This is a genomic window from Deinococcus arboris, assembly GCF_009755355.1.
Taxonomy (GTDB): domain Bacteria; phylum Deinococcota; class Deinococci; order Deinococcales; family Deinococcaceae; genus Deinococcus; species Deinococcus betulae.
Map to the genome: position 1 here is coordinate 31061 of NZ_WQLB01000011.1, position 25172 is coordinate 56232.

17 protein-coding genes are annotated in these 25172 nt (G+C 66.5%); 14 read left to right on the top strand and 3 right to left on the bottom strand.

Annotated elements, in window-relative coordinates; translation table 11 throughout:
• The first annotated feature begins 64 nt into the window (after positions 1-64).
• Positions 65-2251, top strand: a complete 2187-nt coding sequence (locus tag GO986_RS09965) for a tetratricopeptide repeat protein (protein WP_157459149.1) — start codon at positions 65-67, stop codon at positions 2249-2251.
• Positions 2252-2728: 477 nt separating this feature from the next.
• On the opposite strand, the gene GO986_RS09970 is transcribed toward GO986_RS09965, so the two are convergent.
• Both GO986_RS09970 and GO986_RS09975 read right to left on the bottom strand, forming a co-directional pair.
• Positions 2729-4090, bottom strand: coding sequence for an FAD-dependent oxidoreductase (locus tag GO986_RS09970; protein WP_157459150.1), 1362 nt, complete (start codon positions 4088-4090; stop codon positions 2729-2731).
• A 144-nt stretch (positions 4091-4234) separates the two neighbouring features.
• Positions 4235-5368: a carboxypeptidase-like regulatory domain-containing protein gene (locus GO986_RS09975; RefSeq protein ID WP_157459151.1), complete on the bottom strand. Its 1134-nt coding sequence runs from the start codon at positions 5366-5368 to the stop codon at positions 4235-4237.
• Positions 5369-6022: 654 nt separating this feature from the next.
• Between GO986_RS09975 and GO986_RS09980 the strand changes: the two genes are divergently transcribed.
• From GO986_RS09980 to GO986_RS09990, 3 genes are all read left to right on the top strand, one after another.
• The gene (locus GO986_RS09980; RefSeq protein ID WP_157459152.1) at positions 6023-8041 is read left to right on the top strand and encodes an ATP-binding protein; all 2019 of its coding nucleotides are present in this window, start codon (positions 6023-6025) and stop codon (positions 8039-8041) included.
• A 209-nt stretch (positions 8042-8250) separates the two neighbouring features.
• The gene (locus tag GO986_RS09985) at positions 8251-8649 is read left to right on the top strand and encodes an ABC transporter substrate-binding protein (protein ID WP_157459153.1); all 399 of its coding nucleotides are present in this window, start codon (positions 8251-8253) and stop codon (positions 8647-8649) included.
• Positions 8650-8818: 169 nt separating this feature from the next.
• Complete coding sequence (locus GO986_RS09990; RefSeq protein ID WP_157459154.1) at positions 8819-9709, top strand: SDR family oxidoreductase; 891 nt, start codon at positions 8819-8821, stop codon at positions 9707-9709.
• A 248-nt stretch (positions 9710-9957) separates the two neighbouring features.
• On the opposite strand, the gene GO986_RS09995 is transcribed toward GO986_RS09990, so the two are convergent.
• On the bottom strand, positions 9958-10998 hold the full coding sequence (locus GO986_RS09995) for a GNAT family N-acetyltransferase (protein WP_157459155.1): 1041 nt from the start codon (positions 10996-10998) through the stop codon (positions 9958-9960).
• Between the two features lie 842 nt (positions 10999-11840).
• Here GO986_RS09995 and GO986_RS10000 point away from each other — a divergent pair.
• The 10 genes from GO986_RS10000 to GO986_RS10045 all read left to right on the top strand — a co-directional run bounded on the left by GO986_RS10000 (position 11841) and on the right by GO986_RS10045 (position 24977).
• Positions 11841-12581 (top strand): energy-coupling factor ABC transporter permease, encoded by a 741-nt coding sequence (locus GO986_RS10000; protein ID WP_439648706.1) that lies wholly within the window; start codon positions 11841-11843, stop codon positions 12579-12581.
• Positions 12565-12897 (top strand): energy-coupling factor ABC transporter substrate-binding protein, encoded by a 333-nt coding sequence (locus GO986_RS10005; RefSeq protein ID WP_198170576.1) that lies wholly within the window; start codon positions 12565-12567, stop codon positions 12895-12897. Before GO986_RS10000 ends, GO986_RS10005 begins: the two co-directional genes overlap by 17 nt.
• 6 nt (positions 12898-12903) lie before the next feature.
• On the top strand, positions 12904-13584 hold the full coding sequence (gene cbiQ / locus GO986_RS10010; protein WP_157459156.1) for a cobalt ECF transporter T component CbiQ: 681 nt from the start codon (positions 12904-12906) through the stop codon (positions 13582-13584).
• A gap of 132 nt (positions 13585-13716) precedes the next feature.
• Entirely contained in the window at positions 13717-14535 is an 819-nt protein-coding gene (locus GO986_RS10015; RefSeq protein ID WP_157459157.1) for an energy-coupling factor ABC transporter ATP-binding protein, read from the top strand.
• The gene (gene cobN, locus GO986_RS10020) at positions 14532-18884 is read left to right on the top strand and encodes a cobaltochelatase subunit CobN (RefSeq protein ID WP_369409279.1); all 4353 of its coding nucleotides are present in this window, start codon (positions 14532-14534) and stop codon (positions 18882-18884) included. The genes GO986_RS10015 and cobN overlap by 4 nt, the downstream gene beginning before the upstream one ends.
• The gene (locus tag GO986_RS10025; protein WP_369409280.1) at positions 18868-19653 is read left to right on the top strand and encodes a class I SAM-dependent methyltransferase; all 786 of its coding nucleotides are present in this window, start codon (positions 18868-18870) and stop codon (positions 19651-19653) included. Before cobN ends, GO986_RS10025 begins: the two co-directional genes overlap by 17 nt.
• The gene (locus GO986_RS10030; RefSeq protein ID WP_157459159.1) at positions 19650-21311 is read left to right on the top strand and encodes a VWA domain-containing protein; all 1662 of its coding nucleotides are present in this window, start codon (positions 19650-19652) and stop codon (positions 21309-21311) included. The genes GO986_RS10025 and GO986_RS10030 overlap by 4 nt, the downstream gene beginning before the upstream one ends.
• Positions 21312-21506: 195 nt before the next feature.
• The gene (locus GO986_RS10035; RefSeq protein ID WP_157459160.1) at positions 21507-23384 is read left to right on the top strand and encodes a VWA domain-containing protein; all 1878 of its coding nucleotides are present in this window, start codon (positions 21507-21509) and stop codon (positions 23382-23384) included.
• Between the two features lie 247 nt (positions 23385-23631).
• Entirely contained in the window at positions 23632-24378 is a 747-nt protein-coding gene (locus tag GO986_RS10040; RefSeq protein WP_369409281.1) for an adenosylcobinamide-GDP ribazoletransferase, read from the top strand.
• A complete protein-coding gene (locus GO986_RS10045; RefSeq protein WP_369409282.1) occupies positions 24375-24977 on the top strand; it encodes a histidine phosphatase family protein in 603 nt (200 codons plus the stop codon). The genes GO986_RS10040 and GO986_RS10045 overlap by 4 nt, the downstream gene beginning before the upstream one ends.
• The last annotated feature ends 195 nt before the right edge of the window (positions 24978-25172 follow it).

The following is a 25172-nucleotide window of genomic DNA, read 5'->3' on the forward strand; positions in this document are numbered from 1 at the left end:
TCTCACGCCGCACCAGAACGTGAGAGAAGGGTGGGCCTCCGCCTGTGTCCCAGGAGCTATTCATATGTCTATTCGTTTCGTGCTGGCCAGCTTGCTGGCTCCGCCCACCGCTTCGCGTTATCTGGGGCCGACCATCCTCCGGTCAGCTGTGCCCCTGCTGCTGTCTCTGGGTTCTGCACAGGCGGCGCCTGACCTTTACGGTCAATTCTGGGGCGACGCCCTGCCCCTCCCACCTGCGGCCCAGCAACGCGAGCAACTGGACCGCGACCGTCTGTGGGTCTGCCCGGTGGTCACGGGGGCCGACGTGCAGGCGGCGCTGAACCCAGCGGTGCAGACCTTGCAGGAGACCATCGCCGGCATGGCCAAGGATGACCCCGCTCGGGCGGCCCTGCAGCAGACCCTCAACCAGCTCAAAGCCTCTGGCCAGAGCGTCCCATCACCGGCCGCGCCCCGGCCCAGCGCGGCGCCCCTGACCCTGACCCAGGCCCTGAAGAACACGCGGACCTGGCTGGGGCAGCATGAGGCGGCGGGGGTCCGGGGCCTGGCCGCCAGCCCAGAGGGGAAGTCGGCGGGGCGGGCGAGCGCCTTTGCGCTGCAGGCCACCCTTGCGGGTCGCCCAGAAGCGGCGCTGGCAGGTCTGCTGACGGCCCACACCCTGGACCCCAAGAACGCCGATACCCTGGTCAATCTGGCTGGGGCGCTGGTCACGGTGAATCTGCCCGCCGAGGCCCTGGCCGTACTGGCGCAGGCCGAGCGGCAAGGCATTGCGCCTGGCGGGGCCATGGGGATTTCGGTGCAGGCAGTCGCGCTGAACAACCGGGGCGGCGCCCTGGTCAAGCTGGGGCGATTTGCCGAGGCTGACAAGGTGCTGCGTCAGGCCCTGGCCCTGCAGCCCACCCTGACGGAAGCGGGCCAGTTGTTGGCTCACGCCTTACTGTGTCAGGGCAAAACCGCCGACGCGGTGCAGGTGATGCGCCGCAGTGCGCGCCGTACCCCAGGCACGGGCGCAGGCCAGGAGCTGCCGACCTCGTCAGGCCCTGGGCCTTCAGCCAGCCAGCCCACGCCGGCCAGTGCTGGACAGGTCGAGAGCCGCCGGCCAGCCCGCCAGGTCTTCGACATGACACGTGGCCAGAGCATCACGCTCCCTGACCTGAAGATTGCGCAGACCCCGGCCCAGGCGGTGCAGTTGCTGGACCGTTACGTAGCGCTTGACGAGGAACTGAGTGAGCGGGGACTGGCACTGGTTCGGCGGCAGGAAGCGGTCGAGCAGCAGTTGCGCAACCGTGGGGAAGCTCTGCCGGCGACCCAGGCGAGACAGAAGGCGATCTGGTCGGCGCTCATCGCCTCGCGCGCCGAGCCAGAGCTGCGAGCGCTGGACACCCGTCAGGACCGCACAGGTGACGAGGTGGCCCGCATCTGGGGTGACTTCTGGCACTGCGAAGGCGGCTGCTCCATTGCGGTCATTATTGACAAGGCACACGGCGACGAAGAGGTCTTTCGCGGCCTGTGCGTGCCCCAGTTGCAGGGCGCCCATGAACGCTGGCGCAGCGCCATGCACGCTTACGCCCATGACCTCGCCGCTGCGGCCAAGGCGGACTACCTCTACGAAACGGCCCTGGCCGCCAACTACAGCGATCCTCTGTGGCATCAGCGCGCGGCGCTTCAGGCGGAAATTGAGGCCACGGGACGGTTTGGCGCGCTGGTCAATGCCGCCCGGCTCTGGGCGCATGACGTCAAAAGTTTTGAGAGTGGTTGTGTCGAAGGCTCTAGTGGAGCGGCTGACTCGGTGCCAGTGGCCGTACCTCTGAAGTTGCCACCGCCAGACGTGTGTAAGCCTCTGGTGGGCCTCTTCACCACATCGGTGTCGCTGGGCGTGGTGGATGCGGGCTTTAGCTGCGACAAGGTCTCGCTGAAAGTGGCACCCTCTGGCCTGCTGACCTCCTTCGTCAAAGCAGAGCTGGATATGTCGGCCGAGAAGTGGAAAACGACGGTGATCATCGGCCTTCAGGGCGGCGGCAGCCTGAAGGAAGTGGCTGGACTTGGGGTCAAGGCGGCGGTGGGGGCGTATGTATCTGCCACGCGTGACGGGATCAAGGATTACGGCATGGTCGGCGAAGTCAAATCGTCTATCGGCATCAATGTTGGGGAAAAGCTGCCCATCGGTCAGGTCAAGATTGGCGAGAGCGCGAAGGCCATTAATGCCCGCTGGAGTTTCGTGACTGGCGAAACCATCTTCGATGTAGGGCACTGATCGGGGCCGCGTTTGGCGTGCTGGTTGGAACAGGACCGATTGAGGAGGAAATGCAGGTGAAATCCAAGTCAGGGCAGGAGGATGGTCCTCTCCTGCCCTGATTTCTGTTGTCAGTCGGCTTTTGCCTCTCCTGTCTCTCAAACGGGAAGGTGTTGGTTCACCCAGGCCTGACCCGATATACGCCTTTTTCTTGCTGCAGATCAATTCACCTGTACTGAACCGCTGCCAACAAAGCCCCCCAAGCGGTTGTAAGCAACTATTGAGCAACTGTTGATCAGAGCTGCCCCCTGTGCTGAAAGTCATCTCGGCAGACCTTCGGGTGTTCAGCGCTGACCTCTCGAAAACAGCAGGAAAAGGCGTCAGCAAAGCTCATCAAGGCTGACCAGTCCCTTGGGCGCAACGCCCTTTCATCCAGTTACCGCCTCAACCGCACAAAGCGCCCAACCGTTGGGCTGGGCGCTCTGTGGATTATGCGGGTCAGGCAGGGACAGACAGTGCCGCTTGCTCCGTTCGGTGCTGGCGTGCGGCGCGGCTCACGCGCAGGAGGGTGCCAGGCGAGACCAACGCAGACGGCGGCCGCAGCAGGTGAGCCACCTCAAACAGCGCCGTGGCCAGGCTGGAATCGTGAAGGCTGGCGCGCTGGAAGTGGCCCATGTACCAGTTCATCGCCTTGATAAGCGCTGGCCGTGGTCCCGGCACCTCGGGGTAGGCCAGGTCAGCGTTGGCCGCCATAGACCACGCCAGCTCCACAATGCGGCGGGCGGCCTTGAAATATGTCAGCCCCAGCGGCGTACTGGACCTTCTGCCGGTCAGCACACGCTCAAGAGCCAGGGCTTCCAGCGCGGCCACTGTCATGCCCTGACCGTACACCGGATTAAAGCTGCACCACGCGTCGCCCACGACCAGCAGGCCCGCCGGAAAACGGGTCAGCCGCTCGTAGTGGCGGCGGACATTGGCCTTGAAGGTGTACGTCGAAAAGCCACTGAGCGGCCGGGCAGTGGACAGGAAGGCATGAAACTCAGGAGCAGCCAGGTCGGCGGCAAACGACAGAAAGCCGGCCTCATCCTGCGGCGGGTGGTGGCCCAGCCAGCCGCCCTGCATCACCAGCCAGCGGTCGCCCTCGACGGCCGCCGCCGAGCCCAGCGTGTACTCGTGGGGCGGCTGAGGCAGCACCGCAAAGGCGTTGGCGCCGCCCAGGTCACCGGGCCGCCGGGCATATTCACGGGTCACGTAACGCAGGTTGATGGGCAGCTGCGTCTCGGCCGGCGCCGCGAAGCCGTGGCTCTCCAGCCAGGCCGGGGTGCGCGACCCACGCCCGGTGGCGTCCACGACCAGCTGGGCCGGAAGCTGAAGGTCCTCCCCGCTGCCCGTTTGACACTGAACACCGACGGTGGCCTGCCCGTCTGCGCTGAGGGTGTACCCCAGGAAGCTCAGGCCGTCACGGAGCGTGACATTCGGCAGCGCCAGCACCCGGCGGCGAATCGTGGTTTCCAGCAGCGGGCGGCTCAGACACAGCAGCCCAATCCCACTGTGAACGCGGGGACGCCGCACGCCCCCCTGGACGGTGACAGTGTCTCCAATCAGGTCGCTGCTGACGGCGCCGGCCTGGGTCAGTTCGGCTTCCAGGCCGGGGAACAGGTCCGCCATTGCCCGCAGGCCGCCGGCGAGGAGCCCGTGGGTGTGTTGGCCCTGAGGGACCCCCTTGCGGGCGCCGACCAGGTCGGTCAATACGTCGCGCTCAATGAGGGTCACCCGGTCAAAATGACTGGAAAGAACGCGGGCGCTGAGCAGGCCAGCCACACTGGCCCCCACCACCACGGCGTGGGTTGGTGTATTCATAAGAACCTCCTGGGAGAGCCCCAGTGGGATGCGAAGAGGCGAGAGGTGACAGCCATCCTCCGCTGGACTGACGGTGGAAAAGCACTACCAACTGGCCCCAGAGCCACTCAGGGGTTCGTCTCTGACTGACTCTGGGCGCGGCTTTCAATTCGTGGGCTTCAGGGTGATGTCGGCGTTTTTGACCGGAGCCATGACGGTGCCGTCGCTGTCGTTCAGGAGGCCCAGCAGGTCGCCGTCACTCACGTCGCCGTCGCCGTCCTGATCCAGCCACGCCACCAGGCGATATTCGAGGCCCGGCGAAAGGTTGTTCAGAATGTAACTCACCTGCTGTCCAGACCCCTTGACGGTCACAAAACGGGTGAAGCCCTCGTCGCAGTCCTCGCCGCCGTGGCCTGCCGGAACGCAGGCGAACACCACGGCGCCCTTCAGGTCGGTGTCGGCCCGCAGCGTGCCGGAAATGGTCGGGCCCCCGGACGAACCGGAACTGGCCGTGCTGGAGCTGGCGGCCGAGCCACCGGCTGATGGGCGGGCGTCGGGCACTGTGGCTGTCTCGGGGTGCCGGATTTCGACGTTCAGGGCGGGATTGGGCGCCCACATGTCCTTAATGAAGTCGCCGGTAAAGCTGCTACCCCACTCGCGCAGAATGGTGCCGTCGCCCTTCTGGCGTACCTCCAGCGGCTGACCGTTTTCAGTGGCCGTGACCTTGTAGGTGCCGTACATGACGTTCACCACGAACCAGCCGGCCAGATGCACCGGCCGGACCACCAGGGGTTTTCCGCTGCTGCCGTCGGCCAACTTGCCCACAGGTGTGAGGGTCAGCACCACCTTGTTGTAATCGACCAGGCTGGAGACGCCGACACCCATCTGCACGGTCACGAGGCCCAGATTGCCGTAGGGCGTGGACGTATCGGGTTTCAGGACGAAGTCCACGACGCCGCCGACATTGCCCGGCACCACAGCCTGCCCTTTGGCACTGAGCGAGATGGGAATCTGGGCGCCCTTGTACTTCAGGGTCGTCTTGGCACTGACCTTAAAGGTAGTGGGCATGCCGTTGACGCTGATCTTGTAGTGGCCCTGGGCGTCGGTGCGGGTAATCAGGTTGCTGTTGTAGCCCAGCGTGTTGTCGGCCACCACCTCAACGTTGGGCAGTGGCGCGCCGGCTTGGTTGACCACGGTGCCAGTAATAAAGCCCCGGACGGCCTGGGTGGCGTGGGCGGAGGTGCACAGGCCGAGCGTGAGGGCCGAGGCGAAGATGGAGCGGGTTAGGATTCGGTTCATGGGGAAGCCTCCTGGGCCGGAGCCCGGAAGGGCTGTTCGGCTGACCCCTGCACCTTAGGCCTGGGTGGATGACAGCGGCGTGATGGGCTTTTCCGCCGTTTCACACTGTCTGGTACTGAGGATCGGCGCGGCCAGTCCCGGCGCAAGCGTCTTCGGTGCGGCTGGGCCCCGTGAAAGCGGCGCTTGCTGGGCGCCATCATCGGCGTGTCATCCGCCAGTCCTTGCTGGGCGAATCTGGCTTTTTCAACCTTCAAGGACTTATTGCAGCCTGCTCCAACTGACCGCACCTGGCCCGCGCCGCCCCTCGTCCCAGCGCCGAAGAAACGCAGAAAGCCCTTCGGTAACCGGCCCCTCTCAGTCGTTTCGCCGCCTGCGCTTCCCTGAACTGTTCCGGAGCGCGTTGTGGTGCTCTGTGGTGACGTCCAACCCTCATACGGATTCCGGCTGTTTCGCTGACCCACTGGGAAAGAACCGATATGCAACATCCACCTCTGGAACCCGCTTTTGCTCCTTCTCGCTCTTCTGCGAAGCTCTCCGAGTCTGCTGCGCCGCTTTGTCAGTCTGCTCGGCGTTCATCGTTGATGGAAGCGATTGGGAGTTCGGATCGCTGGCAATCTTCCGGAACCCCGGGGCACGATCCCGTATCATCGGGGCATGTCTGTAAGGATGGACGCGCCCTGGCAGCTGGCTTTGCTGGGCCGGCCCCAGGTCACTCGCCCTGATGGCCAGAAAGCCGAGTGTCCGCCGCGCCTGCTGCTCATTCTTGCCTTCGTAGCTTTGGAGGGACGGACGGCACGGGCGCGGCTGGCGTCCATAATGTGGCCGGACGTTCTGGAAAGCGTGGCCCGCAACAACCTCGTCCACGCCCTGCGCCGCATTCAGGCGCTCAGCGGGGCGGGCCTGCTGCTGGTGGGCCGGGACATTGACCTGGCGCCGGGCGTTCAGCTGGACGTGGGGCCCCTGCTGCACCCGGAGCCCGGCCAAGACCCACCCACCTTCGGCCCGGCCCTGACCCTGCTGGACGGTCTGGATTTTGAACTCAGCGCCGACCTCGTGGCCTGGATTGAGGTGTGGCGTGAGCGGCTGACGCAGCTGGCTGTAGAGCAGGTGCGCCGGGCCGTAACCCGCGAGCAGGAGCAGGGGGACTTGCGGCGCGCGCTGGACTGGGCTGAACTCTGGCTGCACACCGATCCTGTGTCGGAAGATGCCTACCGGACGCTGATGCGGCTGCATTACCTCAATGGCGACCGGGCAGCGGCCCTGCGAACGTACCAGCGCTGCGTGACCGCCATTGAGCGGGAATTCGGCAGCGCCCCCTCAGCCGAAACGCACCGCCTGGCCGAAGAACTTGGGCGCCTGGCGCCTGCCCCGCCCGGAGACGCTTTGCCGTCGCCGCTGCCCCTGTCAGTGTCCCGCCCCCCGGTGCTGATTGGCCGGGAAGAAGCCTGGGCACGCATGGAAGCGGCCTGGGCCAGGGGACAGATCATCTTTATTTCTGGCGAGCCTGGGGTGGGCAAAAGCCGACTGCTTCAGGACTTCGTGCAGGCCAAAGGTTCACATGTGTGGCTGGACGGCCGCCCCGGCGACCTGACGGTGCCGTACAGCACCCTTGCGCGCATCCTGCGCACCTACCTGCGGGCCGCGCCCGACGTTGAGCTGCCGGGTTATGTTCAGCAGGAACTGTCCCGGCTGCTGCCCGAATGCGCCGGTCCCGGCGGCCCACCCCCGCCTATCGTGGATGAGGAGGCGCGCCTGAGGTTCTATACCGCCATCGGGGACGCCATCGTCCTGACGACCCAGGGCGCGTCGGTGATCGTTCAGGACGACTGGCAGTACTGCGACAAGGCGACCTCAGACTTCGGGGCGGCGTTTGCCTCCCGCACCTATCCGCTGGCCGAAGGCCAGACCGGGCCGCCGGGCATTGTCGCCTTCCGGGCCGGCGAGCTGCCCCTGCCCCAGAAAACCATGTTGCAGGGGGTGGTTCAGGGCGGTCAGGCCATTCATATCGAACTGGGCCCCCTGGACGAGGCCGACACCCGGCGGCTGGTGCACAGCCTGGGTGTGCCGGAACTGGAACCGCGCATCGCGGCCATCACACAACTGGCTGGGGGTTATCCCCAGTTTGTGCAGGAGGCGGTGCGGTATCTGCTGGAGGCCGGTGCCGACGATACGGGTCCCCTGCCGCTGCCCCCCCTGATTCAGGAGGTGCTGATGCGCCGCCTGGAGCAGCTGTCCGAACGGGCCCTGCATGTGGCCCGCGCGGCGAGTGTCTTGCAGCAGGATTTCACGGTGGACCTGATTGGCGAGATGCTGGGGCTGCCCTTGCTGGACGTGGCGGCCGCCTGGGAAGAACTGGAAGGGCGGCAGATTATGCAGGGGGAACGGTTTAGCCACGACCTCCTGCTTCAGGCGGTGGCGGCGGGCATTCCGGCCAGCATCCGCCGGTTGCTGCACCGCAGCGCGGCCCGCACCCTGGAGCGTCATCATGGCAGCGCGCCGCGCATTGCCGGGCACTGGGCTTCTGGGGAGTCGCTCACGCAGGCGTCGGCGTGGTTTATCCAGGCCGCCGCCGCCGCCCGCGCTGCGTTCCGGCTGGATGAGGCCGAGGGCTTTGAGTGGCAGGCGCAGCAAACCGCCTCGGCGGCGCGCACGGCCGGCCCGGCAACTGCCTGACCCAGAGAGATTTGGAGGTCGCCTGAGAGATGCCCTCAGCAGTGACCAGGCAGGCAAGGTGGCTCAGCAGACCCAGTGACTGCCACCGCCAGCGGCTGAAGTGAAAAGCGGTCCACGGAATCCCGCTGTCAGGCTGAAACTGAACCCCAGGGGGGTCTCGCTCTAGGGGAGGCCGGGGGAGGAAGCGGTGGTCGACCAACGGGCCTGTCCTGGACCATGCCGTTCTCCCGCTCTTTGAAGCGGTGCTGGCGGCCAAACCTGACTTCACCATCATGTACTCGTCGGCGGGGCTGCCTGGCTCGAAGGCGAATTACGCGGCCCTCAGCAAAATTGCCCCCACCCTGGCCTTCGATTTCGACGCGATGGACGCGGGGTGGCGCTCGGCCCTGGAGGAACTCGGCCGCGTCTTTGGCCGCACCCAGACGGCCGAGCGCTCCATCCAGACTTTTGACCGCCGGGTCACCGAGCTACGCGGCAGGCTCGCCCCCGTCCTGGCCTGGCCCAACACGGCCCTGCTGGTGATGTTTGAGCCGATCAGCGTGATGGCCCTGGGCCACACGGTGCAACTTCGCACCCTATGTGTGGCGGACGCTTTTGCCAGAAGCTAAAACGAGGGCTTGCGCTCAAGGTCAATCGCAGTTTTCTCGGAGGGCCTCCAGCTGGACATCCCAGAGAGCTGTTCGGCGTACCGTGAGCGGAGCAGAGCTGATGACTGGCTTCTCAAGAACTGGGCCACTGGCCGCCCCTTGCACCAGAGGCCATACGAAGGAGACAACGATGACAACCGAGGGCAAAGTTATTCTCATCACGGGAACATCCAGCGGCGTGGGCCTTCACACCGCCCTTGAACTGGCAGCGGGCGGCCACCACGTCTACGCCACCATGCGAAATCCAGAACGTGCCGGGGTGCTGCGCCAACTGGCAGAGGAGCATGGAGTCACCGTCCATGTCCGCACGCTCGACGTGCAGCAGGACGACTCGGTGCGGGCCTGCGTCCAGGGCATTGTTGCCGAGACCGGGCGGCTGGACGTGCTGGTCAACAACGCCGGAGCTGGTCTGGTGCGCGCCACCGAACAGGCCAGTGACGAGGACGTGCAGCAGGTGCTGGACCTCAACCTGCTGGGTGTCATCCGCTGTGTGCGCGCGGTGCTGCCCGTCATGCGGTCGGCTGGACATGGGCAAATCGTCAACGTAACTTCAGTGGGTGGGCTGGTGGGGCAGCCTCTGAACGACCTGTACTGCGCCGCAAAGTTTGCCGTCGAAGGCCTGAGCGAGAGCCTGGCGTCCTATCTGGAGCCGTATTTCGGTATCCGGGTGCAGGTTGTCGAGCCTGGCGCCATCGCCACCAACTTCCTCAGCACAGTGCTGGCCGGACTAGAAGAATCGCCGGGGCCACTGGACGAGGTGTACCGGCCAGTGCTGGACGATTACCTGGCCCCGATGGTGACGCTAATGGAGCAGGCGCGGGCGGGCGGCGGGCCGGTGGCTGTGGGGCAGACGCCGCAGGAGGTCGCGCAGGTGATCGCGCGGGTGGTGTCGGGCGAGATCACGGCCTTTCGGACCCGGACCTCGGCGTCCGGCGAGGCCTTTACGGCGCTCAAGACCTCGGGCGACCCCACGGGCGACGCGCTGCTGACGCTGGTGCGGCAGCGGTTCCTGAACCGCTAGCTGGCTGCTAGGCCCGCGCCCTTCACAGGAGAAAAAAAGCCTGTGCTGTTCAGAGACAGAGGCCCATGAGAGTTAGAACCGAATGTCCCGCTGAGCGCCTTGACGACTGATACGGACTCCGATTAAATCGTTTGCAAAAACGGTTTAATCCGAGCAGAGCGAGCAGGGCGGGTTCCGGGCGTGGAGTTTGCACACCAGTTCTGTTCTGGTTTGTAGACGTAATAGACGGAATCCGTATGACTTTCCGCTCAGGCGTGTCGTCGGTCCAGATAGGTTCGGAGGTCGCTCATAGCCAGTTGCCAGTCCGTATGGATGAGGTACGTGCGAAACCCTAAGGCCTGATTGATGCGCAACATCCCGATGTTGTCCTTCGTATTGCCCGCGCGAATGAACCGAACGTCTGGGTTGAGGCGCTGTGCCGCCAGCAGGTTGGCCACTTTGATCCAGCGTCCCAACGAGTGCCGCCGGTGGTCAGGCTGCACAGCTGTCCCGTGCTGAATCATGATCGTGGGCCGCCCCACGTCCCAAAACAACTCCGTGAACGCCACCACCGCTCCACTTGATCGGTGCTCTGCGAAGGTTGTAAGGCGTTGACGCCCAGTTGTGAACAGTTGTTCCTCCTGGCGCCGCAACTCCTGCGGGGTCACGCTGACCGCTACCGCTGCGGCATGTTTGGTGCCTTGGGGTGCGGTCTGCATCGCGCCGTACGCCTGGGCAATGTTGGTCAGACGATCCTGGGGATAGGGCCCCAGGTGTGACCAGGTACGGTACTCAGGCGCCGCTTCAGCGGCCTCACGTACCCAGTCTGCCAGCACTTGAGGGTTGAGGCTGTGGAGGTCCAACTCCATGAACTGCTGTTTCATCACCAGCTGTGCGCCAAGATGACGCAGGACCGCTTCACCACTGGGCAGACGGCTAGAGGCATTGGTCAGCAGCACCTGCCAGCCAGAGCGCTCTGCCAGGCTGGCAATCTCTACCAGGAGACGCCGAGCCAGGCCACGCTGACGGTGGGCAGCCAGGACGGTTAACTCGACCTCAGCCTGATGGATGTCATGAGCTTGAGGCAGGGTCACGGTCGCGCGGGCCACAACTTGGGTCTCTTCCCAGAGCAGGAGATAGTGTCGGTCTCTGGAGAGGTCAATTGTCCGGAGACCAGCAACGATGCTCTCGACATTAAAAGGTGGATCGCTCGGCATGCGCTCAGCCCGAATCATGTCGAGATGGTGGGCCAGTGCATGCAAGTGAAAATCGGATGCCGTGCTGGGGGTGAGTAGTTGGGGAGCCGGCAAGAAGCCTCCAGAGGGGTAGGTCATGAGATGTGAGGCGTTGACCGCACTATAGAGAGCACCTGAAGGAAGCCAAAAACAACGGCGACACGATCAGCGAGTCTGGTCTGTTTATGGAAGACCTATCTCCAATATCACAGCCCTGTGGAAGCCCCTTTGCGCTCAAGCAGACAGGTCTGAACTTCATCAGAGCACGACTCGATATACATACCTATTTTTTTAGCTCTGGTCGAATGTTAGGACGAATTGGATGAGCCAACAGTGGGAAGTTCTGATCTTGCCCTAGCGCAAGCTCAGAGAGGTTGGCGGCTGATCTCAGGTAAATGCGGGTGGAGGGCCAGACGCTCAACTTGGCAGGCGGTAAGAGCCTCCACTGCCAGAGGAGGTTAGACAGTGCCTTTCAGAGCCCATTCAGACATAGGCTTATACACGAAAGGGCGAATCCTAACGCTCTGCCGCTTGGCTCAACACCCAAGCCAGCCACAACCACGCAGAGTCGTTCCCTTCAGGGCCAGCCTCAGCACAAGTGCCGAATCACCTGACCGCGTTGGCCCGGTGCTAGACTTTTTCGACCTGAGTCAGGGGAAGCCCGGTGACTGCGCTCCGCGCACATTCCGGCACTGTCGCGCAACGGTAATGGAGGCTTTGCCTCTTAAGTCCGAATGCCTCTCAGGGACGCAGAGCCTATTGGTTTCTGCACCTCTCGCCAAAAGAGGGCCACGACATGAGCCTTGCCTGACCCTTTCCAGTGTTCTCGCATTCCGCTCTGGCCCCGGCTGGAGCGGAGTGTTGCGTCTTCCGCTCTAGAGCCTTTCACCAGACGCGCAGGACCTAAGGAGAACTGGGTGTTCAGACCTCAATTCAGGGGGCGGCAGGTGGTGGCCCTGAGCGGCGCCGCCGCGTTGCTGCTCGGCTCGCAGGCACAGGCCATGCATATCATGGAAGGCTTTCTTCCCAGAGAGTGGGCCCTGGCGTGGTTTGTCATCACCGTGCCCTTTTTTGTTCTGGGTTTGCGGCGGCTGCGGCAGATGATGCGCGACCATACCGAGAAAAAGCTGCTGCTTGCGCTGGCCGGGGCGTTCGTCTTTCTGCTCTCGGCGCTGAAACTGCCCTCGGTGACGGGGTCCTGCTCGCACCCGACCGGGGTGGGCTTGGGCGCCATCCTTTTTGGCCCGCTGCCGATGGTGGTGCTGGGGGTCATTGTGCTGCTGTTTCAGGCGCTGCTGCTGGCACACGGCGGCCTGACCACGCTGGGCGCCAACGCTTTTTCGATGGCAGTGGCCGGGCCTTTCGTGGCCTACGTGGTCTGGCGCGTCCTGCAGCGGGCAGGGGCGAACCGCAATGCCAGCATCTTTACCGCTGCGGCGCTGGCCGACCTGCTGACCTACGTGGTGACCTCTGTGCAGCTGGGCCTGGTGTTTCCTGACCCGGCAGGCGGCGTGGCGGCGTCTACCCTGAAATTCCTGGGCATCTTCGCGCTGACGCAGATCCCGATTGCCATTGCCGAGGGGCTGCTGACCGTGCTGGTGCTGGATAAAGTCGTTGAATTCGAGGGCGAGGGGGCTGTTCGTGAAGCCCTCAGCTAACCTGACCCCACTGGGCCGACTGGCCATCGTGCTGGGCATTGCCGCCCTGGTCATCCTGCCGCTCGTGTTCCTGAAAGGCGCCGAGTTCGGCGGCGCCGATGGGCAGGCCGAGACCGCCATCACGCAGATCGACAAGACTTACAAACCGTGGGCCTCTCCCCTTATCGAGCCGGCCAGCGGCGAGATTGAGTCGCTGCTCTTTGCCTTGCAGGCGGCGCTGGGGGCAGGTGTCATTTTTTACTACCTTGGGTATCAGCAGGGGCGCCGGAGAGGGCGAGGCAGTGAAGCGCCGGAAGTGCGGAACGCCGAGTTGTGACGGCCTATGTTTGAGCTTGACCAGTATGCCCAGACCAACCGTCTCGCGCCCTTGCCGGCGGCCTGGAAGGTGGGCGCCGGGCTGGGGGCGCTGCTAACCGTCATTTCGCTGGACCTGCCCGCCGCGCACGCCCTGGTGCTGCTGGTCATGGCCGCCCTGACAGTCGGTGCGGCGGGTCTTCCGCTGCGGCCCTACCTGCGGCTGTACACCATTCCGGCGTCGTTCATCGCGCTGAGCCTGCTGACCGTCGCGCTCAGCGTCACGCGCTCGCCAGAGCCGCTGCTGTGGGCGGTGCCGCTGGGCGGGGGGTTTATCGGCCTGAGTGAATCGGGCGTGGACGCCGCGCTGCTGCTCTTCACTCGCAGTCTCTCGGGCATCAGCGCCACGTACTTCATTGCGCTGACCACGCCTGTTTATCAGTGGGCCGGGCTGCTGCACCGCCTGAAGGTGCCGCGTGAATTCACTGAACTGACTATCCTGGTTTACCGCTTCGTAACCATCTTTGCCGAGGAACTGGACACCATGCGGCAGGCCAGCGACCTGAAATTTGGGCAGCGGAACCCCAGGGTCATGATCCGTTCGGCGGCGGCGCTGGCGGGCCTGCTGTTCACCCGCGTCATGAGCAGTTACGGCAGCTGGCAGCGGGCCCTGGAGCTCAAGCTCTACCGGGGAGAGTTTCACCTGTGATGCGGATTTTGCGATATGGAAGCGCAGACGGTGCCTGTCCGGCTGTGCTGCAATAAAGCGGAATCCGCATCTTTCCCTTCTCGCTCCGCTCGGATTTCAGCGAGCAGAACGCTCGATTCAATCGGAGTCCGTATGAGTGCCCCGCTTCTGTCCACCCACGACCTGAGCTACACCTACCGCGACGGCACCCAGGCGCTGCGGGGCGTGAGTCTGGATTTCGGCCTGGGGGCTGTGACGGCCCTGATCGGGGCGAACGGCGCCGGCAAAAGCACCCTGTTTCTGAACCTGCTGGGCCTCCTGAAACCCAGCGGCGGCCAGGTGCGCTTTCAGGGGCAGCCGCTGGGCTACAAAAAAAGCGCGCTGGAGGCCTACCGCCAGCGCGTGACGCTGGTTGTTCAGGACCCGGACCGGCAGATTTTCTACGCCCGCGTGGCCGACGACGTGGCCTTTGCCCTGCGCAACCTGGGCCTGCCCGACGCCGAGATTCAGGAGCGGGTGGAGGGAGCCCTGCGCGCCACTGGCACCGAGGCCCTGCGCCACAAAGCTGTGCATTCTCTCTCCTACGGCCAGAAAAAGCGCGTGGCGCTGGCAGGCGCCCTGGCGCTGCGCCCGGACGTGCTGCTGCTCGACGAGCCCACCGCCGGCCTGGACCCCGCCATGACAGAGGACATGATTGACCTGCTGGGGCAGCTGCGGGAAGGCGGCACGCGCCTGATCGTGTCCTCGCACGACATGGACTTTATCTATGCCGTGTCTGACCACGTCTTTTTGCTGGGGCGCGGTGAGGTGCAGGCCAGCGGCGCCCCAGCGGACGTGTTCCGTGACGCGGCCCTGCTGCGCGGTTGTCATCTGCGTCAGCCGTGGCTGGTGGCCCTGCACAGCCAGACCGGCTTGCCGCTCTTCCCGACGCCAGAAGCCTTGTTTGCTCACCTGAAAGGAGGGCCGCTGTGACGTCCAAATCTTCTCCCCGTTCGCCGGGCTCGCGGCAGCGCGTCACCCGCGCCGATGGGCGCACCATCAATGTGGTCCGGAAGCGCGGTCACCTGAGTTACTGCTTTCATGGGTGCTGCTGCGGCCGCACCGACCGGGGCTACGCGGCCGCGCCGGTGGACACCTACAAAGAAGAGTGGACGCGCCGCAAGCTGCGCCATCAGGTGCACCTGACCAAAAGCGGCTGCCTGGGGCCCTGCCCCCTGAGCAACGTGGCGCATCTGGTCTTTGACGGCCAGGACGTGTGGTTTCACTCGGTCAACGACCCGTGGCTGGTGGTGGCAATCTTCGACTACATCAGCGCCATGCTGGAGGCAGACGGCGCCTTGCCCGTGCCCCCGGAACTGGTGGAATACACCTTCAACTACTACACCTGGGACGCCGCCAGTGGCCAAGGTGTGGGCCAGCCGCAGGCGGCCGCACCCCTGACGCCCGGTGACCTGCACGGCTTTGCGCTGCTCAGCCATGCCGACACCGACCTGCTGAACTTGCGGGCGGCCAAAGACACCCTGCCAGACGACTTTGGCCCGGTGACCGGCGCCCTGCTGGGGGGCATCCGCAGCGACGCGCAGATGGCCAGCCTGCTGGGTGGGGCCGTGGGCAAGGCCGAGGTGGTGGTCGCCCGCCTGCACGGCCAGATCAGGAATATGCCGGGCATGGACCTGCTGCTCTCGCACGCCCGCCGGGCTGGTCAGACCCTGCTGCTGGTCAGCGGCGCCAACGAGCCGGACGCCGAACTGGCGCGGCTGTCCTTGGCGCCGGCGCACACGCTGGACACGGCGCTGGCCTACCTGGCGGCCAGCGGCTGGCAGAACACCCGCGAACTGCTTCTGTCTCTGTCGGACACCCTGCGGATGACCGGGTACGGCGCCCAGCCGCCTCTGGCCCTGCCGGAACACGGCGTGTATCATCCCCAACTCCCCGAAAACGCCACGCTGGCCGACTGGGAGCGCTGGCACGACCCCCAGCGTCCGGCTGTGGGTGTCCTCTTTTACCGCGCGCACGCGCTGAGCGGCAACACCGCCTTTATCGACACGCTCATTGAGGCGCTGGACGAGGCGGGTGCGGACGCCCTGCCAGTCTTCACCACGTCCCTGAAAGATGTGGACGGCGCCGGGAATCCCAAAGCCTTCGCGCTGTTTCAGGCTACGGATGACCAGCAGCTGGGGCGGCCCCTCATCTCGGCCCTCATCACCACCCTCTCTTTTGCCATGGCCGACGTGAATGCGGGCGGGATCACTGCGGCGGGGGACAACGTCTCGGCGCTGGCCCGGCTGGGGGTGCCGGTGGTGCAGGGCGTGACGCTGGGCGGCGGACGCGGCCCCTGGGAGACCAGCCCACGCGGCCTGAACCCTCTGGATACCGCCATGAACGTCGCCATTCCCGAGTTTGACGGGCGCATTATCTCGGTGCCCTTTGCGTTCAAGGAGCAGGAGGGCGAGGTCCGGCGGCAGGTGGCCGACCCGGAGCGCACCGCGCGGCTGGCCGGAACGGCCCTGCGGCTAGCCCGCCTGCGGCACAAGGCCAACTTCGAGAAGCGGCTGGCGTTTATTTTTACCAATTCCTCCAGCAAGGCGTCGCAGGTGGGCAACGCGGTGGGGTTGGACTCGGCGGCGTCGCTGCTGCGGGTGCTGCGCGCCCTGAAGGCCGACGGCTACGACGTGGGCGACTTGCCAGCACAGTCCGATGACCTGATGCACGACCTGATCGAGCGGGGCAACTACGACCAGACCGTGATGACGCCAGGGCAACTGGCCCGGGCCGCCGTCAGGATTCCGGCGGCGCAGTACGGGGCATGGTTCGCTGAGCTGCCTGCCTCTCAGCAGCGGCGCGTGACCGAGCAGTGGGGCAAGGCGCCGGGCGAGGCGTATGTCCATGAAGGCCAGCTTTGCCTGGCGGGCCTGACCTTCGGGAAGATGTTTGTGGCGCTGCAACCTCCGCGTGGGTACGGCATGGACGCCGACGCCATCTATCACACGCCGGACCTGCCGCCTACCCACCACTACCACGCCCTGTACCGCTGGCTGCGGGAGCCGGAAGTGCTGGGCGGCTTTGGCGCCGACGCCCTGATTCATGTCGGCAAGCACGGCACGCTGGAGTGGCTGCCCGGCAAGGGCGTGGGCCTCTCCGAAACCTGTTTTCCAGACAGCCTGCTGGGCGACCTGCCGCTGTTCTACCCGTTCGTCATCAACGACCCCGGAGAAGGCACCCAGGCCAAACGCCGCGCCCACGCCACTATTCTGGACCACCTGCCCCCGCCCCTGACGCGCGCGGATACTTACGGCCCCCTGGCCGAACTCGCCCGGCTGGTGGACGAGTACTATCAGCTCGAACTGCTTGACCCCAGCAAGCTGCCGCTCCTCCAGGGCCAGATCTGGGACCTGGTGCAGCAGGCCAACCTGGGCACTGACCTGGGCACCATGCTGCGCCGCGACCACGGCGACCACGTTCACGAGTGGGATGAAACCGAGACCGAGGACGGCGTGCCCACCGCCATCGCCGAGATGAGTGGGTCGGACGTGGCGCACCTGCTGGAAGACATTGACGGCTACCTGTGCGAGCTGGGCGCGGCGCAGATCCGGGACGGTCTGCACACGCTGGGTCTGGCCCCCCAGGGCGAGCAGCGCCCAGAGATGCTGCGCGCGCTGACCCGCCTGGCCAATGCCGAGGTACCGGGCCTGCATGCCGGTCTGGCCGACCTGCTGGCCCTTGACCTCACCGAGTTGCTGGAAAGTCCCGGTCAGCGCCGTGAGGCGGACACCGTGCTGAACAACCTGGCCGGCCAGCCGGTGCAGACGAACGCAGATGCGCTGGAGCTGCTGGACGAGCTCGGCCTGCATCTGTACCAGACCTTGCAGGACCGGCACTTTGACCCGGCGGCCATTCCGGAGGTCCTGGCGCTGACCCTGGGCATGCGGGAGGGCTACGGCATGGTGCCGCGTACGCTGGACTACGCCTGCCGCGACCTGAACCGCAACCTTGACCGCACCGAGGAGGAAATCACGAATCTGCTGCTGGGCCTTGCCGGGCGCTACGTGCCCGCCGGGCCCAGCGGGGCACCGTCACGCGGTCAGGCGCACATCCTGCCCACCGGCCGCAACTTCTATGCCGTGGATCCGCGTGCGGTGCCTTCGCAGGCGGCCTGGGCGGTGGGCCAGAATCTGGCGCGCGAAGTGCTGGAGCGCCACCGGCAGGAAACCGGCGGGGCGTACCCGGAACACGTCGCCATCAGTGTGTGGGGCACCAGCAACATGCGCACGCAGGGAGACGACATCGCCCAGATCTTTGCGCTGCTGGGCGTGCGTCCCCTGTGGCATCCGCAGAGCCGCCAGCTGGAGGGCGCCGAACTCATTGCCCTGGAGGACCTGGGCCGCCCGCGCATTGACGTGACCGTGCGGATCAGCGGGTTTTTCCGGGACGCCTTTCCGCACCTGATTCACCTGCTGGACGAGGCTTTTCGGCTGGCCATGCACGCCGACGAGGACCCAGACCAGAACTTTCCGCGCCGGCACTACCTGGCCGAACTGGAAGGCCGCCTCCTGGACCTGCCCCCAGAAGAAGCCGAGGCGCGCGCCACGTACCGCGTGTTTGGCAGTGCGCCCGGCACCTATGGGGCGGGCATTCTCGACCTGATTCAGGAGGGCAACTGGCAAACCGACGCCGACTTTGCCAGGGTGTTCGTGAACTGGGGCGGGTACGCCTACACCGCCGCCGAACAGGGGGCCGACGCCCGCGAGGACTTCCGCGCCCGCCTGGCACAGACGCAGCTGGTGCTGCACAACCAGGACAACCGCGAACACGACATTTTTGACAGCGACGATTACCTGCAGTTTTTCGGCGGGATGATGGCGTCGGTGCGGCACCTCAGCGGCGTGCAGCCGCGCGGCTACTTTGGGGACAGCGCCAACCCCGAGCGGGCGCGGGTGCGCGACCTGAAAGAAGAGGCCCTGCGCGTCTATCGCAGCCGCGTGGTGAATCCCAAGTGGCTTGACGGCATTCGCCGGCACGGTTACAAGGGCGGGCTGGAGCAGACCGCCACCGTGGATTACCTGTTCGGCTTTGACGCCACCGCTGACCTCGCCCACGACTTCATGTATGAGGGCGTCGCCCAGGCCTACGCGCTGGACCCCGAGAACCAGGACTTCCTGCGTCAGAGCAATCCCTGGGCGCTGAACGCCATCGCCAGCCGCCTGCTGGAAGCCGAGGGGCGCGGCATGTGGCGCCCGCAGTCCGAGACGCTGTCAGCCCTACAGAGCCTGCTGGCCGAGAGTGAAGGGCTGCTGGAGGAACGCGGTGAACGTGCCCGCTGATCCCTTGACCCGCTGGCGCGACCTGGTGCTCTCGGCGCGGTCGGAGCGCTACCGGCCCGACCGCGACCTCGCCTTCTGGCAGGGCAAGGCCGCTGACTACGACCATACCCAGCCGGCGCTGCCCAACACGGTGAGCTGGCTGCGGGGCGACCTGCACAGGACCTGGAGTCTGCTGGACGTGGGCGCGGGCACGGGCCGCCTGCTGCTGCCGCTGGCGGGGGCGGTGGCCCAGGCGACTGCCCTGGACTACTCGCCGGACATGCTGGCCCAGCTGCGGGCCAGGGGGGCGCTGCCCCACCTGAGGACCGTGTGCTGTTCTCTGGAGGAGGCGCCCGACCAGGTTCCGGTCCATGACGCCGTTCTCGCGGCCTGGTCGCTGGCGTATCAACCCGACCTGCGCCCAGCCCTGGAGACCCTACGGGGCCTGAGCCGCCACGCGCTGTATCTGCTGGAAGACGACGGTGTGGGCAGTCCACATGTGCAACTGCGCCGCGCACTGGCCGGCACCCCCAAGCCGGGCCGGGCGCGGTTGCTGCGGGAAGCGCTTGAGGCCCTGGGCTGGCCTGTGACAGCGCAGACCATCACAGAGAGTCGGGAGTTGACGTTTACGACCACGGCTGAGCTGCTGGCCTTCGCCCGCCTGCCGCTCTCTGAGGCACAAAGCCTGGCCGCCCTCAAGCCGTATCTGCGGCAAGAAGCTGGGGGGTGGCGCTACCGCTGGACCTTCGAGATCACCGTGCTCCGGGTGGCCTGCGGGGCGCCGGCATGACGGCGTATCCCCTCTGCGCGGTGGCGCACCAGCCCCACCTGCTGCTGGCGCTGTCGCTGGTGGCCGTCTGTCCGGCCCTCGGTGGGGTCCTGATTCGAGGTGACAAGGGGTCAGCCAAGAGCACGGCGGCGCGGGGGCTGGCGGCCCTGCTGCCGGGCGGCGGCCCCTTCGTGAACCTGCCGCTGGGCGCCACCGAGGACCGCGTGGTCGGCACCCTGGACCTGGACGCGGCCCTGAGGGGCGAGGCGCGGCTCCAGACGGGTTTAATGGCGCAGGCCCACGGTGGGCTGCTGTATATCGACGAGGTCAACCTGCTGCCCGACCATCTGGTAGATGTGCTGCTGGACGCCGCCGCGATGGGCGTGGTGCGGGTGCAGCGCGACAGCCTCAGCGCCGAGCAGCCGGCCCGCTTTGCGCTGGTGGGCAGCATGAACCCCGAGGAGGGGCAGCTGCGCCCACAATTTCTGGACCGCTTTGGCCTATGCGTGGATGTCCTGGCCCCCCGCGAGCCACAGCAACGGGCAGAGATTCTGCGCCGCCGCATGGCCTTCGAGACGGACCCCCAGGGGTTTCGGGCGCAGTGGGCCGGGGAAGAGGAGCGGCTGGCCACTCAGCTGCGGCGGGCCCGCGAGGCCTGGGCACAGGTGAAGGTGCCGGATGACCTGCTGGGCCAGCTGTCCGCGCTGGTGCTGCGTGCTGGGGTCGCCAGCTTGCGGGCGGACCTGGTGCTGCACCGCGCCGCCCGCGCCCACGCGGCCCTCCAAGGGCGCTTGGCCGTGCAGTGGGCCGACGTGGAGGTAGTGGCCCCCCTGGTGCTGAACCACCGCGCCGCTGTTGCGCCGCCGTCCACGTCGCCGCCTCCCCCTGCGCCGCCCAGCGAGGACCCGTCGCCACCCCCGCCGGACCCGGCTCAGGCTCCCCCCGACGCCGCGCCCGAGGACATCTTCGCGCCTGCGCCCGCCGCGCCTATCACGCTGCATCACACGGCGCTGGGCCGTCAGCCAGCCGGAGCGCCGGCCGGCCGGGTGGTCCGCACGGTGGCGGACCCGCAGGCCGGTCGGCTGCACCTGCCGGCCACCCTGCGCAGCGCCCTGCAACGGGGGGCGCCGGGTGACTTTCACCTGACCCGCGATGACTTTCACGCGCCGGTCTTAGAGGTGCAGTCGGGCCGCCAGGTGCTGTTTGTGGCGGACGCCAGCGGCAGCGTGGGGGCCGCCGGCCGCATGGGCGCCCTGAAAGGGGCCATGCTGGCGCTGCTGGCCAGCGGCGGTGGACGTGACCGGGCCGCGCTGGTGACGTTCCGGGGCAGTGGGGCCGACCTGCGGCTGGACTGGACGGCCGACCGTCAGGAGGCCGAAGACGCGGTGCGCTCGGTCCCCACGGGCGGGCGCACGCCCCTGGCCCACGCGCTGCACCTGGCCGGCACCCTCCTGCGTGCCCAGCCGGGTGCGGAACTGGTGGTATTCACCGACGGGCGGGCCAATGTGCCGCTTCACCCTGGCAGCGACGCCTGGACGGACGCGCTGGAGCAGGCCCAGAGCCTCAGAGGCCACCCCTGCACAGTGGTCAACACCGAGAGCGGCCACGTCCGCCTCAGCCGCGCCGCGCAGCTGGCCCAGGCTCTGAGCGGGGCGGTTCAGGACCTGCACCCGGTTTGACAGTGCTGTTGCCCTCTGGCCTGTCGAGGGGCCGGCGGGCGAGTCAATGTGGTCACCTGCGCAGGCTGGGGCGGGCGCCCCGCCTGCAAGCGGTCCCCATGTGCGGCCAGGGTGCCTGCTCGGAATCACTACACTGAAGCAGGAGAGAGGCTGGCGAGGCCATATGCGCGCCGCCAGCGCTCTGAAGGAGAGCACATGACCGTACTTCTCAAGGGGCAGCGCCTGGCCCTGGGTGCTCAGGGTCAGGGCCTGACCTTGACCCTGCACGCGGCACTGGACCACCCAGACGTTGACCTCAGTCTGTTCGCGCTGAATGACGCCCGCACCATCGTGGATGACCAGTACCTTGTGTTTTTCAATCAGCCCACCTCACCGCGCGGGGAAGTGCGTATGACCGCCGCGCCCGGAGACGTGCAGTTCACGCTGAACCTCGATCAGCTGCCAGAGTGGATCTCACGCCTGGTGCTGTGTGCCACAAGCGACTCGCAGCCGATTGGCCGCCTGCGGCGCGGCCAGGTGACGATCACGCCGTCGGTGGGCGACCCTCAGCAGTTCATGCTGACCCCCGGCGGCGATGAGCTGGCCGTCATGCTGGTGGAGATCTACCGGCACCAGGGGGCGTGGCGCGTCACGGCGGTAGAACAGGGCTTTAACGGCGGCATGGCGGCGCTGGTGAGGTCCTTTGGTGGAGAGGTGGCCGAGGAAGAACCGGCCCCGCCAGCTCTGGCCACTGTGTCTCCGCCCGCGCCTCCAGCCGCGTCAGCGCCCGCCAGCAAGGTTGACCTGCGCAAACAGCAGGTTGGTGCGGTGCTGACCCGGACAGGGATCAGCGGCCTCAGGGCGCGGGTCATGGTCGTGATGGACGCTTCTGGCAGCATGGGGAAGCTCTACAGCCGCGGCACAGTTCAGGAGACGCTCGAACGGCTGATTCCTGTTGCGGCCCGTCTGGACGACAACAATGCCATGGAGTTCTGGTATTACGCCAGCCGGTTTGCGCGCATGGGCGACCTCGACGAGGACAGTGTGCTGGGTGTGGCGGGCACGCAGATGCCTCAGCTGATGGGCGTCGTGCCCGCCGTGAAGCAGATCGGCTACGGCAACAATGAGCCCCCGGTGATGCAGGACGTGCTAGGGGTGCACCGGGAAGCCGCCGCAGAGGACCGTGCCGCGCGCCTACCTGTGCTGCCGACCCTGGTGCTGTTCGTCACAGACGGCGGCATTGACAGCGGCACCAGCCGGAAGATCGAGAAGATTCTCAAGAGCACCGCCTCCGAGGCGCTGTTCTGGCAGTTCGTGGGCCTGGGCCAGGCAGATTACGGGGTGCTGGCCAGGCTCGATACCTTGCAGGGACGGGTACTCGACAACTCCGGGTTCTTCGCCGCCGATGACATTGACCAGTTGGACGACGAGCAGCTCTACAGTCAGCTGCTCAGTGAATTTGCGGCCTGGTGGAAGAAGTGGGAGACGCTGGGCTTGGGTGGGCCGCCCGCCGCCCGTACACCGGCGCCGGCAGCAGCTGCGCCTGCAAGTCAGGTCAGCCTGAAGAAAAACGCCAGCGTGAACATCGAAAAAGGCAAGAAAATTACGATCACCCTGCAGTGGGCCGGTCAGGGCGATCTGGATCTGTACGCTTTTTATGTCCTCAAAGATGGAACCACGGGCAAGGTGTACTACCGCGAGCAGGGCGCGTCCAGAAGGCCCCCGTACATCACGCTGTCGGGCGACAGCCGGAAAGCAGGCCAGGAAACGGCGGTCATTCACCGGCCGGACGAACTGGCACATGTGGTGTTCGCGGCGTACAGCGCCGTGTCAAACGGGGCAGGGTCGTTTGCCAGCTACAAGCCCCTAACCATCTTCACGGATGATCTCGGCCAGGAGGTCACGGCGCCGGTGCTGGGCCGCAACCACTTCTCGTTCTGGGTGGCCCTGTCGGCCATCGACCTGACCGGCGCGCAGGCAAAGATCAGTCATCTGGAGCGCTACTCCAGCTTCGGCACGGAGCGCAGCCCAGTACTACACGCTTCGGGGAAACTGGAGATGAATAAGGGCGTCATCGAGTTCAAGGGACGGTGAGGATGGTCTCGCGCGTCGTCGCTGCGCAAACCGGAGCGGCCAGGTCACCCTCGACCGCTTGGCAGACCAATGGAGGAAGTCAGCGAAAGAGGCAGCGGCGACAAGGGAGGTAAGGGGGTTGCTGGCTATCCAATGAACCTGGCAGTTGCTGCCCGGCTTGTGTGGACAGTCGCCCGCTGCACTGCGGCTGAGGTTGCTCTGGGCGCAAAGTAGGCCTTCTCCCTCGCCGTCGTGTAGAACGGGCGGCGTGAAGCGTGGGTTCTGGATGGGTAGGTTCTGGACACAGTGGCGGGCGGCTCAGCTGGCCGTCACCTTTCTGTCGGTCATTCCTCTGCCCGACCCAGGGAATGTGGGCGCCCAGGAGTTCCGGCGGGCCAGCGCCTATTACCCGCTGGTGGGGTATCTGGTGGGGGGCGCCGCCGCCCTGGTGCTGTGGCTGCCTCTTCCGCTGCCGGCGAACGTGCAGGCGGCGCTGGCTGTCTGGGCCTGGCTGGCGGTCACTGGCCTGATGCACTTTGACGGCCTGGTGGACAGCGCCGACGCGCTGCTGGCGCCACGCTCGCCAGAACGGCGCCTGGAAATCATGCATGACGTATATGTCGGGGCGTTTGGGCTGGCCACGGGGGTAGTGGCCCTGCTGCTGCTGTGGAGTCTGCTGGGTGCGGGCCTGCCTGCCTACGCCGCTGTGGTGGCGGCGGTGCTGGGCCGCGCGGTGATGTGGGGCGTCATGAACGCTTTCCCGGTGGCAGGCAGCAGTCGCCTGGGCGGGCAGTCGCGCGGCGGCGCCGTCTGGGTGCCGCTGCTGCTGACTGTGCCGGTGCTGCTGCTCCCCGGCGGCTGGCAGGCCGCGCTGGCGGCGGGCGCCGGTGGCTGGCTGGCGGCCCGGTTTGCGGCCGGGCGCCTGGGAGGTGGGCTGAGCGGCGATATCTACGGCTTGGTGGTGGTGGCCGCCGAACTGGGCGCGCTGGGAGCCTATGCCTGGGGCCGGGCGTGACCCTGCGCCTGCATCTGGTGAGGCACGCGCCCACAGCCCGCAACCGCGAGGGCCGCTATCCACTGGCACACGATGACGCTCCTCTTTCCGCCGCCGGAGAGGCACTGGCGCGGTCTCTGAAGTTGCGCGGCGCCGTGAATGAGGGGGCGACCGTGTTCGCGTCCCCGCGCTTGCGGGCGCGGCAGACGGCGGCGCTGGCCGGCTTTCCTCACGCCGCCCCCGCCCCCGAGCTGACCGAAGCGCAGTTTGGGGTGATGGCTGGCCTGACCTGGGCCGAGCTGGAAGCCCGCCACGGGCCCGCGCCGCGCGCCTGGATAGAGGCCCTGGCCGACCCTGATTCGGGCGGTGGCCCACCAGGGGGCGAGACGGGGCGCGCCTTTCACGCGCGGGTGCGGCACTGGCTGGACGCTCTGCCCAGCAGCGGCGAGGTGCTGGCCTTTGCCCATGCGGGCAGCCTGCAAGCCGCCCTGCGGGTCACCGTGGGCCTGAACGCGGTGGTCACGCCGCCGGGCACGCGGGTCACCCTGGACCGGGGCAAGGTGGACGGCGGCGGGGCGGCGTGGTGGCTGGTCGCGCTGGTGCCGCCCGAGGCACCGTAACCGCACGGGCTGCGCCAGCTGAGACAACTTCCAACTGTCAGGCCCAGACACCAGCACAGAAGTTGTGCGCCTGGAACCCGCTGGACTTCTGCGCCCCTTGTACGGCCTCCAATGGATATCGAGCGGCCTTGAAAAGCGATGCAGCAGCCTCGAAGAGATTCGCAAAAGGGCGAGAACAACGGCAGATTTCGCCGT